Origin of the sequence: Streptomyces shaanxiensis (genome assembly GCF_039537145.1) — a bacterium.
In the GTDB taxonomy this organism is placed as follows: domain Bacteria; phylum Actinomycetota; class Actinomycetes; order Streptomycetales; family Streptomycetaceae; genus Streptomyces; species Streptomyces shaanxiensis.
In genome coordinates this window covers 183,451-198,294 of sequence record NZ_BAAAZY010000003.1, presented here as the reverse complement: position 1 = coordinate 198,294, position 14,844 = coordinate 183,451, and the positions used below count along the sequence as shown (strand labels likewise).

14 protein-coding genes and 2 pseudogenes are annotated in these 14,844 nt (G+C 69.2%); 6 read left to right on the top strand and 10 right to left on the bottom strand.

What is annotated here, in order from left to right; genetic code table 11:
• The first annotated feature begins 70 nt into the window (after positions 1 to 70).
• A complete protein-coding gene (locus ABD932_RS03110) occupies positions 71 to 988 on the top strand; it encodes an alpha/beta hydrolase family protein (protein ID WP_345008506.1) in 918 nt (305 codons plus the stop codon).
• Positions 989 to 1,072: 84 nt separating this feature from the next.
• Here ABD932_RS03110 and ABD932_RS03105 read toward each other — a convergent pair whose 3' ends face one another.
• The 7 genes from ABD932_RS03105 to ABD932_RS03075 form a co-directional block, all read right to left on the bottom strand.
• Positions 1,073 to 2,494 (bottom strand): MFS transporter, encoded by a 1,422-nt coding sequence (locus ABD932_RS03105; RefSeq protein ID WP_345008505.1) that lies wholly within the window; start codon positions 2,492 to 2,494, stop codon positions 1,073 to 1,075.
• 271 nt (positions 2,495 to 2,765) lie between these two features.
• Positions 2,766 to 3,635 carry a helix-turn-helix transcriptional regulator gene (locus ABD932_RS03100; RefSeq protein ID WP_345008504.1) on the bottom strand — a complete coding sequence of 290 codons (870 nt, stop codon included), beginning with the start codon at positions 3,633 to 3,635 and terminating at the stop codon, positions 2,766 to 2,768.
• A 78-nt stretch (positions 3,636 to 3,713) separates the two neighbouring features.
• A complete protein-coding gene (locus ABD932_RS03095) occupies positions 3,714 to 4,052 on the bottom strand; it encodes a MoaF-related domain-containing protein (RefSeq protein ID WP_210584642.1) in 339 nt (112 codons plus the stop codon).
• A gap of 64 nt (positions 4,053 to 4,116) precedes the next feature.
• The gene (locus tag ABD932_RS03090; RefSeq protein ID WP_345008503.1) at positions 4,117 to 4,818 is read right to left on the bottom strand and encodes a type 1 glutamine amidotransferase domain-containing protein; all 702 of its coding nucleotides are present in this window, start codon (positions 4,816 to 4,818) and stop codon (positions 4,117 to 4,119) included.
• 29 nt (positions 4,819 to 4,847) lie between these two features.
• Positions 4,848 to 5,237 (bottom strand): nuclear transport factor 2 family protein, encoded by a 390-nt coding sequence (locus ABD932_RS03085; protein ID WP_345008502.1) that lies wholly within the window; start codon positions 5,235 to 5,237, stop codon positions 4,848 to 4,850.
• 37 nt (positions 5,238 to 5,274) lie between these two features.
• Positions 5,275 to 5,874 (bottom strand): flavodoxin family protein, encoded by a 600-nt coding sequence (locus tag ABD932_RS03080; protein WP_345008501.1) that lies wholly within the window; start codon positions 5,872 to 5,874, stop codon positions 5,275 to 5,277.
• Between the two features lie 205 nt (positions 5,875 to 6,079).
• Positions 6,080 to 6,343, bottom strand: coding sequence for a hypothetical protein (locus tag ABD932_RS03075; RefSeq protein ID WP_345008500.1), 264 nt, complete (start codon positions 6,341 to 6,343; stop codon positions 6,080 to 6,082).
• A 236-nt stretch (positions 6,344 to 6,579) separates the two neighbouring features.
• On the opposite strand from ABD932_RS03075, the gene ABD932_RS03070 reads away from it, so the two are divergent.
• The 4 genes and pseudogenes from ABD932_RS03070 to ABD932_RS03055 form a co-directional block, all read left to right on the top strand.
• Positions 6,580 to 7,596, top strand: coding sequence for a zinc-dependent alcohol dehydrogenase family protein (locus tag ABD932_RS03070; RefSeq protein WP_345008499.1), 1,017 nt, complete (start codon positions 6,580 to 6,582; stop codon positions 7,594 to 7,596).
• A gap of 98 nt (positions 7,597 to 7,694) precedes the next feature.
• Complete coding sequence (locus ABD932_RS03065) at positions 7,695 to 8,066, top strand: DUF2255 family protein (RefSeq protein WP_345008498.1); 372 nt, start codon at positions 7,695 to 7,697, stop codon at positions 8,064 to 8,066.
• A gap of 34 nt (positions 8,067 to 8,100) precedes the next feature.
• Entirely contained in the window at positions 8,101 to 9,687 is a 1,587-nt protein-coding gene (locus ABD932_RS03060) for a Na+/H+ antiporter (RefSeq protein ID WP_345008497.1), read from the top strand.
• A gap of 23 nt (positions 9,688 to 9,710) precedes the next feature.
• Positions 9,711 to 10,058: pseudogene (locus tag ABD932_RS03055) on the top strand (alcohol dehydrogenase catalytic domain-containing protein); the annotation flags it as partial.
• 115 nt (positions 10,059 to 10,173) lie between these two features.
• Here the strand turns inward: ABD932_RS03055 and ABD932_RS03050 are convergent.
• The 3 genes and pseudogenes from ABD932_RS03050 to ABD932_RS03035 all read right to left on the bottom strand — a co-directional run.
• Positions 10,174 to 10,365 (bottom strand): annotated as a pseudogene (locus ABD932_RS03050) (acyl-CoA dehydrogenase family protein); the annotation flags it as partial.
• A 175-nt stretch (positions 10,366 to 10,540) separates the two neighbouring features.
• Complete coding sequence (locus tag ABD932_RS03045) at positions 10,541 to 11,971, bottom strand: glycoside hydrolase family 43 protein (protein ID WP_345008496.1); 1,431 nt, start codon at positions 11,969 to 11,971, stop codon at positions 10,541 to 10,543.
• Positions 11,972 to 13,408: 1,437 nt separating this feature from the next.
• Complete coding sequence (locus ABD932_RS03035; protein WP_345008749.1) at positions 13,409 to 14,224, bottom strand: oxidoreductase; 816 nt, start codon at positions 14,222 to 14,224, stop codon at positions 13,409 to 13,411.
• 93 nt (positions 14,225 to 14,317) lie between these two features.
• Here ABD932_RS03035 and ABD932_RS03030 point away from each other — a divergent pair, with 93 nt between their 5' ends.
• The gene (locus ABD932_RS03030; RefSeq protein WP_345008495.1) at positions 14,318 to 14,842 is read left to right on the top strand and encodes a TetR/AcrR family transcriptional regulator; all 525 of its coding nucleotides are present in this window, start codon (positions 14,318 to 14,320) and stop codon (positions 14,840 to 14,842) included.
• Positions 14,843 to 14,844 lie beyond the last annotated feature (2 nt).

Genomic DNA, 14,844 nt, shown 5'->3' with positions numbered 1-14,844 from the left:
TCTTGAGGGAAATCCAGGCGCCCGGAGTATCACACATCAAGCACACTTGCCGGGAAATCAGGAGCGCACCATGACCGAACTCGACATGGCCGAGCTGGCATTCAACGGATTCGTCGGGCAGTGGACGGAAGGCACGACCGACGGCCGGCGCGCGCCCCTGCTGCGCCGCCCCTCCGAACTGGGCCTGGCCTACGAGGACGTGACGTTCCCGTCGATGGACGGCGTGCCTCTCGAAGGCTGGTTCATCCCTGCCGACTCCGACCGGCTGATCACCCACAACCACTTCTCCCCCGGCAACCGCTACGGCTACCCCGGACACCTGCCCGGCTGGGACCGCTTCGGCGGCTTCGAGGTCAACTTCCTCCCCGCCTACAAGGCACTGCACGACGCCGGCTACAACGTCCTCGCCTACGACCTGCGCAACCACGGTATGAGCGGGTACGGCAACGGCGGCATCTGCACGATCGGCCTCACCGAGTACCGCGACGTCATCGGCGCCCTCCGCTACGCCGCGGCACGCCCCGACACCAAGAACATGAAGAAGGCCCTGCTGTCGGTGTGCCTGGGCGCCAACTCCACGGCCGTCGCCTGGGCCAAGCACCCCGAGGAGTTCGCCGAGATCCAGGCGCTGGTCATGCTCCAGCCGTTGGAGGGCCGTTCCATCGGCGAACAGTTCTCCAAGGCCCTCGGCTTCGAGGGCGGCTACGACCGGCTCGACCAGGCCGTGCTGGAGCGCACCGGCTTCCATCTGGCAGAGCAGTCGCCTGCGAAGTACGCCTCCGCCATCACCGTGCCCACGCTGGTGGCGCAGGAGCACGACGACGTCATGACCACCCCCGAAGCCGTGCAGGCCGTCCACGACGCCATCCCCGTCGAGGACAAGCAGATGCACTGGATCCACGGCAGCACCCGCCGCTTCGACGGCTACAACTACTTCAGCGAGCACCCCGAGGTCGCCGTCGACTGGTTCGACGCCCACGTCCGCTGACGAACAGCAAGCACCTGGCGTGAGCGGTGCTCGCGGAAAGCCGACCCGAGGACGACCCCGGGTCGGCTTTCCGTCTGTCGGGGCTCAGCGCCGCCGCAGACGCAGCACGGGGACCAGGTTCAGGAGCAGCCCGATCGCCGCGACGCCGGTGACCAGGTTCAGGCCGGGTCGGAAGGCGGTGAAGTCGCCGCCGTTGTCGCCGGCTTGGGCGATCACGGCGGTGAGTACGGCCAGGACGAGGGCGGCGCCGACCTGGCCCGAGGTCTGCACCAGGCCGGAGGCGAGGCCCTGTTCGGAGTCGTCGATGCCCTCGGTGGCCTGGGCCATGATGGCGCTGTAGCCGAACGCGAAGCCGCCGCCGAGGAGTAGCAGGGACGGAAGCATGGCGGTGACGTAGTCGGGTGAGGAGCCGGCCGTCGCCAGGAACCAGACGTAGCCGAGGGTCAGCGAGGTCATCGAGGCGATGATCAGCGGTGCCGTGCCGAAGCGGTTGACGAGTCGGCCGGTGAGGGGCGAGCCGACGGCGACGATCAGGCCGACCGGCAGCAGCGCGAAGGCCATGCGCAGGGGCGACCAGCCGAGCCCGTCCTGCAGGAACAGCGTCATCATGAACTGGAAGCTGAGGTAGGAGCCCATCAGCGCGACGATGCTGAGGTTGGCCCGGACCGTGGTGGCCTTGCGCAGGATGCCGAAGCGGACCAGCGGGTGCCGGACCCGCTGCTCGACCAGGACGAAGGCGAGCAGCAGCAGGGCGGCGACACCGAAGGCCGCAAGGGTTGCCGCGGACGTCCAGCCCGTCTGCGGGGCGGTGACCACGGCGTACACGGCGAGCAGCATGCCCGCGGTGAGGGTGACCGCTCCGGCCGGGTCCTGGCCGCCGTTCTCGGTGCGGCGGTCGCGCGGGATCAGGATAAGGCCGACGACCAGTGCGAGCAGGGCGAGCGGGACCGGCATCAGGAAGGTCCAGCGCCAGCCGATCCCGGTGAGCAGACCGCCCAGGATCAGGCCCGAGGAGTAGCCCAGGGCGCCGAAGAGACTGAAGACCGACAGCGCCCGGTTGCGCTGCGGGCCCTCCGGGAACGTCGTGGTGAGGATCGACAGGCCGGCGGGCGCGGTGAAGGCGGCGGCCACGCCCTTGACGAAGCGGGTGGCGATCAGCAGCGAGCCGTCGTCGACCAGACCGCCGAGCAGCGAGGCGGCGGCGAAGACGGCCAGCGCGACGAGGAAGACCCGCCGGCGTCCGAGCAGGTCGGCGGTGCGGCCGCCGAGGAGCATCAGTCCGCCGTAGCCGAGGACGTAGCCGTTGATGATCCACTGCAGTGAGCCGGTGGCCATGCCGAGGTCGTGGCCGATGGAGGGCAGGGCGACGCCGACCATGGAGACGTCGAGGCCGTCGAGGAACAGCACGAGGCACAGCACGGCGAGGACGGCCCAGAGGCGAGCGGTCCAGCGCGGTTCGGGCACGACCGAGGGCAGCGTCCCGGGGCGGGACTGGGTCAGGGACATGGGGAGGTGGATCTCTTTCCTGGCGGATGAGCAGGCAGGTCGGACGCCTCGGCGCTGAGGAACCGGTTCTGTCGCTGGGGAGAGGGCCGGACCGGGGGCGGGGACGCGCGGCGCGGTCGGCCTCGTGACGAGCGTGCCAGGAGAGCCGTACACGAAAAAGGGAGAGCCTCTTCCTAGGCGCGGGGCGCGTAGGAGGAAAGGCTCCCCCTTTGAAGGGAATACCTCGGCTTAAGGGAATACCTCGGCGACGAAGGGAATGCCTGGGCGACGGTCAGGCGGAGCTGTCGCTGGTCGAATGGCTCGGGTCCGCTGCCCAGGACGCCAGCATGCGCAGGCTGTCGTGGGTCGGGGTGCCGGATTCGGCGGTCCAGACGATGATCGCCAGGTCGGGGTCGGCGGCCCAGGTGACGGCGTTCCAGTCGAGGTGCAGGTCGCCGACGACGGGGTGGCGCAGGTGCTTGGTCCCGGTGTCCCGGACGGCCACGTGGTGGGAGCCCCACCACTGCCGGAACTGCTCGTCCCGGACCGAGAGTTCGCCCACCAGGGCGGCGAGCTGCGCGTCCCCGGGGTTGTTCGCGTTGTGCATCCGCATCTGGGCGATGGCCAGCCGGGTGACGCCCTCCCAGTCCGCGTACAGCTCGCGCATCCTGGGGTCGGTGATGAGCAGCCTGATGTAGTAGCGCTGCTTCTCGGGGATCTTCCCGAAGTCGGTGATCAGGGCGGCGCCCATGGCGTTCCAGGCGACGATCTCGGTCCGCGGACCGATCACGAAGGCGGGGGTGTGCGCCATGTCGTCGAGCATGCGCTGCAGCTGCGGCTGCGCCTTGAGGCGCGGCTGCCGGCGGGGCGGGCGGAATTCGTCCTTGGCCGCGAGCTCGTACATGTATGCGCGCTGGTCGTCGTCCAGGCGCAGCACCCGGGCCAGGGACTCCAGCACGGACGGCGACGGCTGGATACGGCCCTGTTCGAGGCGGGCGTAGTAGTCGGTGCTGATGGCCGCCAGTACGGCGACCTCCTCACGGCGCAGGCCCGCGACACGACGCGAGCCGCCGTCGGGCAGACCGACGGCGGCCGGGTCGAGCTCGGCGCGGCGTGCCTTGAGGAATTCCCCCAGATCGTGGCGGTGAGGATCGCGGTTCATGCCATCACCTTGGCATCGGAGAGCGGCGTTGTCAGGGGGAGAGATTTGTCCCTGGAAGTCCTCGGTCGCCTCGCCGATTCAGCGGACGCGGCTCCACTTCCCGTGGAGCTGGACGAACTCGCCTCCGATGACGGAGCTGGCCATGCAGGTGCCCTCGGTGTAGTCCTCGATGTGAGTGACGTGGTCGCCGGCGTCGGGCTCGGTCCAGCGGACGACGAACAGGCCGTCGCGGAGCTGGGTGGTGGTGTACTCCATCGTCTGCTTACGGCCCTTGATGGCGCCGCCGGTCACCTCGAAGCTGACCTGGGTCGCCGAGTCGAAGGTGATCTCCACCGTGAAGTGGCCGAGCGGGGTGTCGGGGCCGAGGTCCGCGAGCCAGGTCTGGCCGACGCTGGGGAGAGTCGCGTTGCTGTCCATCGGTACTACCTCTTTCTTTGAGCCTTTGAGCCTTTGAGCCTTCGAGCGGCGGTGCGGGGTGTCGTCAGCCGAGGGTCTTGACGACTTCCTGGGCGAGCGGGACGGCCGAGGCGGGGTTCTGGCCGGTGATGAGGTTGCGGTCCACCTCGAGGTGGGGGGCGAAGTTCGCCTCGCCCTTGCGGTAGTCCGCGCCCACGTCCGAGACGAGACGGTCCTCGAGCAGCCACTTCGCCCGGTCGGCGAGGCCGTTCTGGATCTCCTCGGAGTTGGACAGGCCGGTCAGGCGGTAGCCGGAGAACGGGGACTTGCCGTCGGCGTCCACGGTGGACAGCAGCGCGGCGGGGCCGTGACAGACCAGCGTCACGAGCTTGCCGGAGGCGAGCCAGTCGCTGAGCAGCTTGCCGGCCGCGGGGTCGTCGGACAGGTCCTCCATCGGGCCCCAGCCGCCGGGCACGAACACGGCGTCGTAGTCGTCGATGTTCACGTCCTCGATGCGGACGGGGTTCGCCAGTTCGGTGGCCTCGCGCAGGGCGGTCTTCATCTGCTCGGCGCCCTCCTCTCCGCCGTTGAAGTCCGGGGTGAGGCTGAGTGCGTCGGGGGTCGGCGGGACGCCGCCCGGGGTGGCCGCGGCGATCTCGTAGCCGGCCTGCTTGAAGACGCCGTACGGGCCGATGGCCTCCTCGGCCCAGAAGCCGGCCGGCTGCTCGAACCCGTCTGCCAGGGTCCAGTGATCGGCGGCGGTGATGAGGAAGAGGATCTTCGCCATGAAGTGCTCCCTGGGATGAGTGCGGGCGGTCAGCTGTTCGCGGCCTGCTGGACGACGTGGCTGTCGGCGGCCTGGATCAGGTGCGTGAGCTTGCCGTCGCCGACCGTCCACAGGTGGATGAAGCGGGCGTCCGACTCCTCGCCGGACTTGGACACGGCGTGGTAGTGGCCGCGGACGAAGACGTGCTCACCGGCGTCATAGAAGTCCTCGGCCACCGCGCCGAAGGAGGTGAAGCGCGGCGCGAGCCGGCCGAAGAAGTCGCCGCCGGCGCTGGCCCAGGTCTTGTAGATGCCGCCGTAGGGGAAGCCGGGGGTGATGTCCCAGACGATGTCGGGGTCGATGACCTCGGCGACCACGTCGGGGGCCATGCCGGAGTCGTAGAGACGGCGGACGAGGGCGAGGTTCGGGGAGTCGGACATGTCGTCCTCCTTGGAAGGCTGTTCTGCGGGGGGTGTGTCAGGCCGCGAGGGCGGCGCGGCCGGCGCGGAAGAACGCCGTCTGCTGCGCGACGCGGGCGCCGAGGCCCTCGGCGGTGGCGATGTCCGACTTGTGGACGGCCTCCGGGCCGGCGTCGGTCGGGGTCTGGGCACCTGCGCCGACGAAGTAGCCCAGACGGTTGATGTCGTCCTCGCTGCCCTGCGTGGAGGCCCAGCCCGGCTGGACGCCCAGGCTGACCCAGTGCATGCCGTGCTGGGCGGCCATGGTGAAGAAGTAGCCCAGGGTCGAGGACTTGTCGCCGTTCTTGGCACCGGAGTTGGTGAAACCGGCGGCGATCTTGTCGACCCAGCTCTGGGTGAACCAGCGCTTGCTGCTCGCCTCGGCGAAGGTGTGGAAGGCGGCGGAGGCGGTGCCCATGTAGGTGGGGGCACCGAAGATGATGGCGTCGGCGGCGTCCAGCTGCGCCCACTGCTCGTCGGTGATCGTGTCCACGGGGATGGAGATCACCTCGGCACCGGCTTCCGCGGCACCGCGCGCCACGGCCTCGGCTATGACGGCGGTGTGGCCGTAGCCGGAATGGAAAGCCACAGCGACCGTGGGGCGGGAGGTGGAGGACATGGGGGTATTGCTCCTCGAAAAGGATTGCGTGAATCGTGCTCTGGAAGCATGGCACGGAATTCAAATGCAAAGGTAGGAGGGATTCGTCCCTGGCTTTACTGTCCCTGGTTTTACGCCGGGGCCACCTGCCGGTTTTACGAATTCATGGCGCAGGTCGCCGCCCAGGAGGAGAGGAAGCGCAGCCCCTCGTACGTCCCTTGGTGCCTCAGGTGCGGGGCACCACAGGGCGACCTCCCCACCACTGGCGCCGCTGGTCATCGCACGGACGGAGTGGGGGCCATACGGCCCTGCTCCAGACGGTGTAATAGTCGGTGCTGATGGCGGCCGGCACGGCCCCCTCGTCCCGGCGCAGTCCGGCCACGCGGCGGCGCCGGTCGGTTTCGGGCAGCCCGACCGTACGGGGGCTGGGCTCGGCCCGACGGGCCTTCAGGAATTGACCCAGCTCCTTACGGTGCGCGCTGCTGCTCATACTGGCCAGTCTGCGCTGTCCGCCACTCGGCTGGGTAGGAAGATTCTATCCCTGGATACATCCCTCCGGGGGTGGAATTCTCCTCTGTACGGGCCCTGCGGGCGGCGGCAGAGTCAGAGACCGACAATTGTTTTTCACAAGCCGTCGGCGCTTCTGTACACCCTTTTGGCCTCCGTCGACGAATCCGGCACGTCCGGGTGACACCGCTGCCCGAGAAACGCATCAGGAGAAAAGTCATGCGCGCAACCGTGATCCACGCCCCCGGTGACATCCGGGTGGAGGACGCCCCCGAGCCCAAGATCCTCAAGTCGACGGACGCGATCATCCGCACGGTCGCCACCTGTGTGTGCGGCTCGGACCTGTGGCCGTACCGCGGCCTGGAGCCCATCGGTGATCCGCACCCGATGGGGCACGAGTACGTCGGGATCGTCGAGGAAGTCGGCAGCGAGGTCGGCAACGTCAAGCCGGGCCAGTTCGTGGTCGGCTCCTTCGCCACCTCCGACAACACCTGCGCCAACTGCAAGAAGGGCTGGCAGTCCTCCTGCCTGAACCGCGAGTTCATGGGCACCTGCCAGGCCGAGTACGTACGCATCCCCAACGCCCACGGCACCCTGGTCGCCACCGACGAGCACCCCTCCGGCGAGCTCGTGCCGAGCCTGCTGGCCGTGTCCGACGTGATGGGCACCGGCTGGTACGCGGCCCTCGCCGCCGAGGTCAAGCCCGGCTCGACGGCCGTCGTGGTCGGCGACGGAGCCGTCGGCCTGTGCGGTGTCATCGCCGCGAAGGAACTCGGCGCGGAGCGGATCATCGCCATGTCCCGGCACGAGTCCCGGCAGAAGCTCGCCCTGGAGTTCGGCGCCACCGACATCGTCAGCGAGCGTGGCGAGGAAGGCATCGCCCGCATCAAGGACCTCACCGGCGGCATCGGCGCCGACTCCGTCCTGGAGTGCGTCGGCACCTCCCAGTCCATGAGCCAGGCCCTGCACTCCGCCCGCCCGGGCGGCAACGTCGGCTTCGTCGGCGTCCCGCACGAGGTGGCCGTCGACGGCCAGGAACTGTTCTTCTCCCAGGTCGGCCTGCGCGGCGGCCCGGCTCCCGTGCGCCGCTACCTGCCGGACCTGATCGACCGCGTGCTGTCGGGCCACATCAACCCGGGCAAGGTCTTCGACCTCACCCTGCCGCTGGAGCAGGTCGCCGAGGGCTACAAGGCGATGGACGAACGCCGCGCCATCAAGGCCCTCCTCACGCCCTGACCCGGTCTACCCGATCGCCTCGTGGGCGTGAGCTGCGCCGGCCGCGCTCACGCCCACGAGGGCACACCCCGCCGCACGGTCGTGAAGGAGGCAAGCCCGTGACTGCCTGGACGAACGACGAACTGACCCGGATCGAGCACGCCGAGGAACTGCAGATGGCCCCCTCGCGCAGCGACGGAACACCGCGCACACCCGTGCCGATCTGGGTCGTCCGCGACGGCGACGACCTCTACGTCCGCTCCTTCCGCGGCAGCGCCGGCGCCTGGTACCGGGCGGCCCGGGCCAGCCACGACGGCCGTATCCGCTCCGGCGGCGTCGACAAGGACGTCACCCTCGTCGAGGTCACCGACCCCGGCGTCAACGACCGTATCGACACCGCCTACCGCACCAAGTACGGCCGCTACGGCGCGAGTTACGTCGATCCCATGGTGGCCTCGCGGGACACGACCCTGAAGCTCGTACCGCGCTGAACAGCAGCTCTTTCACCCCTCCAGGAGAAGCACCTTGCTCGGTCTCGAACTCGTCGTGGTCCTGGGCGTGGCCGTGCTGGTGGGCAACGCCGTGGGACAGCGCCTCGGCATCGCGCCGCCCGTCGTCCTGCTCGTGACGGGTGTGCTGCTGGGGTTCATCCCGGCCGTACGGAACGCGCAACTGCCTCCGGAAGTCGTGCTGTTGCTGTTCCTCCCGGTGCTGCTGTACTGGGAGAGCCTGACCACCTCTCTCCGGGAGATCCGCACCAACCTGCGCGGCATCCTGCAGCTGAGCACCGTACTCGTCATCCTCACGGCCTGGGCCGTCGCAGCGGCGGGGCACGCCCTCGGGCTGCCATGGGGGCCGGCGTGGGTGCTCGGCGCGGCCATGGCCCCCACGGACGCGACGGCGGTCGGCGTCCTCGCCCGCGCCCTGCCACGCCGTCAGGTCACCATCCTGCGTGCGGAGAGCCTGGTCAACGACGGCACGGCCCTCGTCGTCTACGGTCTCGCCGTCGGCATCACGGTCGGCGGGGAACACCTGAGCATCCCGCACGTCGGCGGGCTGTTCCTGCTCGCCTACGGCGGCGGAGCCCTGGTCGGGGTGGCGGTCGCGTGGGTCAACATGAACCTGCGGCGCCGCCTGACCGATCCCCTGCTGGGCAACCTCGTCATGATCCTGGCGCCCTTCACCGCGTATCTGCTGGCCGAACTGGTCGAGGCGTCCGGCGTCCTCGCGGTGGTCGTCAGCGGCCTGATCATGTCCCAGGTCGCCCCGCGCATCATCCAGGCCGAACACCGCACGCAGGCACTGGCGTTCTGGCCGCTCGCCACCTTCATCATCAACGGGGCGCTGTTCGTCCTGGTCGGGGTGGAACTGCAGTACGCGGTCCGCGACCTGGGCCGCGCCGATCGCCAGGAGGCGCTCATCGCGGTCGGTGTCATCTGCGTGGTGTTGGTCGCCGTGCGCTTCGCGTTCCTGTACGCCTCCACCTATCTGGTGCGCGCCCTCGACCGCCGACCCCAGCAACGCATGCTCCGCGTCGGTCACCGGACCCGTGTCGTCAACGGGCTGGCCGGCTTCCGGGGCGCGGTCTCGCTCGCGATGGTGCTCTCGGTGCCGCAGACACTCGACTCGGGCGAGCCGTTCCCCGACCGTAGCTTCATCGTCTTCGTCACCTCCGGCGTCATCCTCGTGACGCTGGTGGTGCAGGGACTGCTGCTGCCGGTGGCGGTGCGCTGGGCGAAGCTGCCGCCCGACACGTCGGTCGACGAAGAACACGACCTCGCCGAGACCACCGCCATCGAAGAGGCGATCAAGGCGATGCCCCGACTCGCCGCCGACCTGCGGAGCGATCCGAAGATCGCCGAGTGGCTGCGGCAGGAGTACGAAGCGCACCTGGCGTCCGTCCGGGCCAGGAGCGCGGGCGCCCACGACGACCCGGCACTGCTCCAGCACCAGGACTACCTCGCACTGCGCCTGGCCCTCATCGCCAACAAACGGGCCACCGTCGTCCGGCTCCGCGACGAGCGCCGGATCGACGACACCGTACTGCGGCGCCTGCAGGCCGCCCTCGACAGCGAAGAGGTCCGCTTGTCGGGAGGCGCGGCGGTCGAATGACTCATCCCTGAGGAAGGACTTCCATGAAGGCCATAGGCATGAAGGCCATAGGACTGACTGAATTCGGCGGGCCCGACGTCCTGCGGGTCCTTGAGCTTCCGGTCCCCGAGGCCGGGCCGGGCGAGATCCGGATCCGGGTGCACGCGGCGACGGTCAACCCCGTCGACACGATGGTGCGCAGGGGAATCGCCTTCGTCTCCGACGCCGAGCCGCCCTATGTTCCCGGGATGGACGCGGCGGGCGTGGTCGAGCAGATCGGCGAGGGAGTCGACACCGATCTCGCCGTCGGTGACCACGTCATGGCCGTCGTGGTCGTCTCCGGGACGCGCGGAGCGTACGCCGAGCACCTGGTCGTGCCCGCCGAGTCGGTCGTCCGCGTCCCGGCGGGCGCGACCGACATCGAGGCCGCCACGCTCCCGATGAACGGGCTGACGGCCCACATGGCCCTGGACCTGCTGGAACTTCCCGCGGGCGCCACCGTGGCGGTCACCGGAGCGGCCGGCGCGGTCGGCGGCTACGCCGTCCAGCTGGCCAAAGCGGACGGGCTGCGGGTGATCGCCGACGCTCGTTCGTGCCCTCGCCGACGATCATCAGCGGGGCGTCACGGAAGTAGCGTTCGACGTCGAACTCGGTGGAGTAGCCGTAACCGCCGTGGATGCGCACGGCGTTGAGGGCGAGGTCGCCGTGGTGCCGCGTACGGGGGCGGTCTGGCGCACGATCGCCCAGTCGAGTTGTTGAAGTGGCGGACGTACCCGGGGAAGTTGGTCTCGAGGGGCGGTCCTCCACCCCGGGTGCACTGCCGGCGCCCCCTGAGGCGGGCGCCGGCAGCCGGCCGAATCAACTGGTCCGCTGGTCAGCTGGTCAGACGGAAGGTGGCGTCGCCGCGCCCCGTCGCGGTGGTGATCGTTTCGAGCTTCAGCTGGAAGGCGTAGTGGCGGATGTAGCGGTCGGGGTGGTTGTACGACTGGAACGAGGACCAGGAGGAGTCGGCGAGGCCGGCGACCTGGCGGAACGTGGCGTCCTCGGCGAAGGCGGTGGTGCCGTCGTTGTGGACCAGCTGGAAGTCGGCGCCGTCGTGCCGCAGGTAGTGGCCGGGGAAGTTCACCGACTCGAAGGAGACGGTGCCGGAGCCGGCCAGACCGGGCCGCGGCCGGAACTGGGCGTCCGCGTTGGTGACGTTCTGGTCGATGCGCACGTCGAAGTTGGCGTGCCGCACGTAGCGGTCCTGGAAGTTGAAGGACTGCAGCCGCTTGCCGGGGACGTTGGCCCAGCGCGCCTTGATCCGGGTGTCCTCGGCGGCCGTCAGGTTCAGGATCGAACCGTGGCGCTTCTTGGTGCCGCCCAGGGAGTAGCTGCCCGACGCCGGGAGCTTGAAGGCGCCGGGGGCGGACGGGTTGGTCGTCAGGACCGGCATGTAGCCCTTTCCGGCCGCGTACTGGTCGAGGTACAGGGTCCACTCGTTGCGGTCCCTGAACTTCATCCACATCGGGCCCTCGACCTGCGAGCCGGTGAGACCGATGCCGGAGAGGTTGCCGAGGTTGGTCCAGGTGCCGAGGATCGAGTTGCTGCCCTCGATCGTGATCTGGCCGTCACCGGAGGCCCGCACATAGCGGAAGTTGCCGACACCGGACGGCACCTCGACGATCTGGGTGTCGATGATCTCCTGGGTGCCGGGACGGTCGATGTAGACCTGCGGGGCGCTGATCGTGCGGAAGTCGGTCGTGCGGGCGTAGTAGATGCGGTGCTTCTGTACGCCGTTGAGGCTCCCGTTCGTCGCCCAGTACAGGACGTAGCTGTTGGTGGCCGAGTCCCAGATCGCCTCAGGCGCCCACGCGTTGCGCCCCTCGGGGATCGCGCCGGCCACGTTCAGCAGCCACGGCTTGGACCAGGTGACCAGGTCCGTCGACTCCCACACCACGAAGCTGCGGCTGCCGTTGTTGATGGCGTCGCTCCAGGACTGGCCGCAGCCGATGCACAGGTCGGTCGCGATGATCCAGTACTTGCTGCCGTCGGGTGAGCGCACCAGTGCGGGGTCGCGCACACCACGCGTGCCCACCGTGGAGCGCAGGGTCATCCCCCCGCCGTTGAGATCGGTCCAGTTCAGACCGTCCGCGCTGTACGAGAAGTACATCTGCTGGCCGGTCGCCCCCTCTCCGATGAAGTGCGTCATCAGATAGCCGGGGTCGGCTGCGGCCGCCCGCTGAGGCGTGGTCAGGACCTGGGAGGTGAAGAGCAGACAGGCGGCGATCACCGTCGCCGCCAGCCGGGCGAGAAGCCTGGCCATGTGTGTCTCCTGTCTTTCTGCGGGTGCCACGATCGGGTGAAAGTGGAGTCGAGGGAGAAGCGCGGAGCCCGGTCTCCGTGCCGGTGGGGGGACGTGACTTGCAGCCTGCTCCGTGCGACGCGGAACGTCGCGATCTGCCGGACAATGGCCGAGGAGCCGCGCTTTCCGCCTGAGCGTGGCAGCGACCGGAGACCCCGCGGTGGCGGGCCGTGCGGCGAAGGCGGCGAAGGCGGCGAAGAGGGCCAGCAGAGCTGTCCCAGGCGTGAGCCAGTCACGGGTGCGGAACACGGGCTGTCCCCTTTGACGGCCATGGTTCGAGAAATCGAACACTGTTCGCAAGTTCGACCAGAAGATAGAATTCCGCCGAGAGCACGTCAATGGGCCGGACCAGAGTGATCCCAAATCCCTGCGGCGCACGAAGCACCACAACCCCTTGCAGGGAGGGCCGGCCCGGCCGGCAACCGGCGATGCGATCGGCGTGCGATCGGCCGGGGTGGGTTCGCCGACAGAACGCGAGACAACTGGCTGTACGCCGCCCAACTCGACCAGGCGGCGGCGATCGACGGCTGCGGTCCGTACCGCGCCTTCTGGCCCGTGATCATGCCGCTACTGAAACCGGCGATCGCCACGACGACGATCTTCTTCGCCGACTGTCCACTGCCCGGCGTCCTCCTGCTGCTCGCCTCACCCGCCCGTGATCACCGCCTTCCCGGCGCTGGTCGCGGGGTGTGCGGTGCTGCGAGAACAGGCTTACGACGGCGAGGGAGTGACGCCCCCTCACTTGCTGCGAAGGTTGCGCACGGTGTTGAGCTCGGGGCCCGCCGTGTGGGCCGTACCCACCGGGGTGGCGCTGCCGTGTCTGGGCGCCCCGGCCCTGGGCTTGGGCGGTGGAGTGGGCCGATGACCTCGCGGCCCGTCTCCTGGAAGAGGCCGATGATCCGGACATCGGCTGACCACGTCCGGATGAGTCACATCTTCAATCGATCAGCGCAAGAACCAAGAAATGAGTAGGTAGCAAAGCAGCAGGTCGCGGGCCTGTCCCGCGTCAACCACACCGGGCAGGCCCGGGGGGGGAGAGAGATCAGTCTGCGGGCAGGCTGCGACCCCATCGGCACGGTGATCAGTTGGAGCCGACCCCTGGTGTGTCCCTCTACGCCGGCCCCCATGTCCTCGGGCGTCGGGAAGCCAGCGTGAACAGGTCAGCGCGCAGTGCGCCGCCGGATACCCGTACGCCGGATCCAGCGGTCAGCCGGCCTGCCGGAGGCGCTCCGCTTCGCCCGCCGGGTGAGGACAGACCTCGGCGCCGGCCTGGCGGAGCGAGTGCGCGCGTTCGTCGTCCTGCCGTACGAACGCCCGTACCGGGTGCCCTTGTTCAAGCAGGATGTCGACCATCGTCCGGCTCACACCACCGATCTCGCCGGCGACACCGCCTGCGCGTCAGCCGGCCAGCCGGTTCATCTTGCGGATCTGGCTGTCGAAGACCCCGGCGGGAGCGAGACGACGCAGTACGCGTGCGCGTCCGGCCAGGGGGCCTGCGGTGTAGCGCGGCTTCGGCTTCGGGTCGGTCGCTGCCGTGACGATCGCCTGGGCGACGACGGCGGGGGCGTCGCCGTTCCTGACGGCCTCCGCCATGACGCGGTCGACGGTATGCCGCTGCTTCGCGTACGCGTGCAGGGGCGTGTCGGGCTTCGCGCTGTTGGCCTCGAACCCGGTCCTGGTGTAGGCGGGTTGGACGATGAGCGCCCGGACGCCGTGGTCACGGATCTCGTGGTCCAGGGACTCGGTGTAGCCCTCGATCGCGTGCTTGGAGGCGGCGTAGGCGGCCATGTAGGGCTGGGGCAGGAACCCGAGCACGGACGAGATGTTGATGATGCGTCCGCGTCGCTGGGCGCGCATGTGCGGCAGGACCTCGTTCACCATGCGCATGACCCCGAAGACGTTGGTGTCGAAGACGCCCTGGGCCTCCGCGATGGAGGTCTCCTCGGCCGCACCCATCGAGCCGACGCCGGCGTTGTTGACCAGGACGTCGATCCGCCCGAACCGCTCGCTCACCTCCTGGACCGCCGCGGCGGCCGAGGCGTCGCTGGCGACGTCGAGGCCGAGGAACGTCACGCCGTCGAGCGGGGTGACGCGTGAGGTGTCGCGGCTGGTGCCTACCACGGTGAATCCGGCTGCGACCAGGGCGAGCGCGGTTTCCTTCCCGATGCCGGATGACGCACCCGTCACGAGTGCCACCGGCCGATCTGTCGCCATCATGGACTCCCTCACTCATTAGAAACCGATCGGTTTCCACTACAGTAAACCGATCGGTTTCAGCATGCAAGCTCGAGCAGGAAGCGTGACGGCGTGGACAGGACGAGTGCACAGAAGAGGCGTGAGAGCGTCATTCGCGCGGCGATCGCCGAGTTCGCGCGTACGGGCTACCACGGCACCTCCACCGCGGCGATCGCCAAGCGGGTCGGCGTCACGCAGCCGTATCTCTTCCGGCTCTTCCCGGACAAGAAGGCGATCTTCGTCGCCGCTTTGATGCGGAGCATGGACGACACCCGCCTGGCTTTCGAGAGGGCGGCCGACGGGATGAAGGACGGCGAGCAGGCCCTGCGGGCCATGACGGGCGCTTACGCGCATCTGATGTCGACGCGCCCCGAAACGCTCCTGATGCAGATGCAGGGATACGCCGCCGTGGCGGCCGCCGAGGCGCAAGGTGATGACCTGATCGGCGAGGTCGTCCGGGCCGGCTGGATGAGGATCTGGGAAACCGTGCACCTGTCGCTGGGCGCCGATGCCGACGAGACGGCAAGCTTCTTCGCGTGCGGCATGCTCGGCAACACGCTTACGGCTATCGGGCTTCCCGCGAGTGCCGGGCGGTGAGG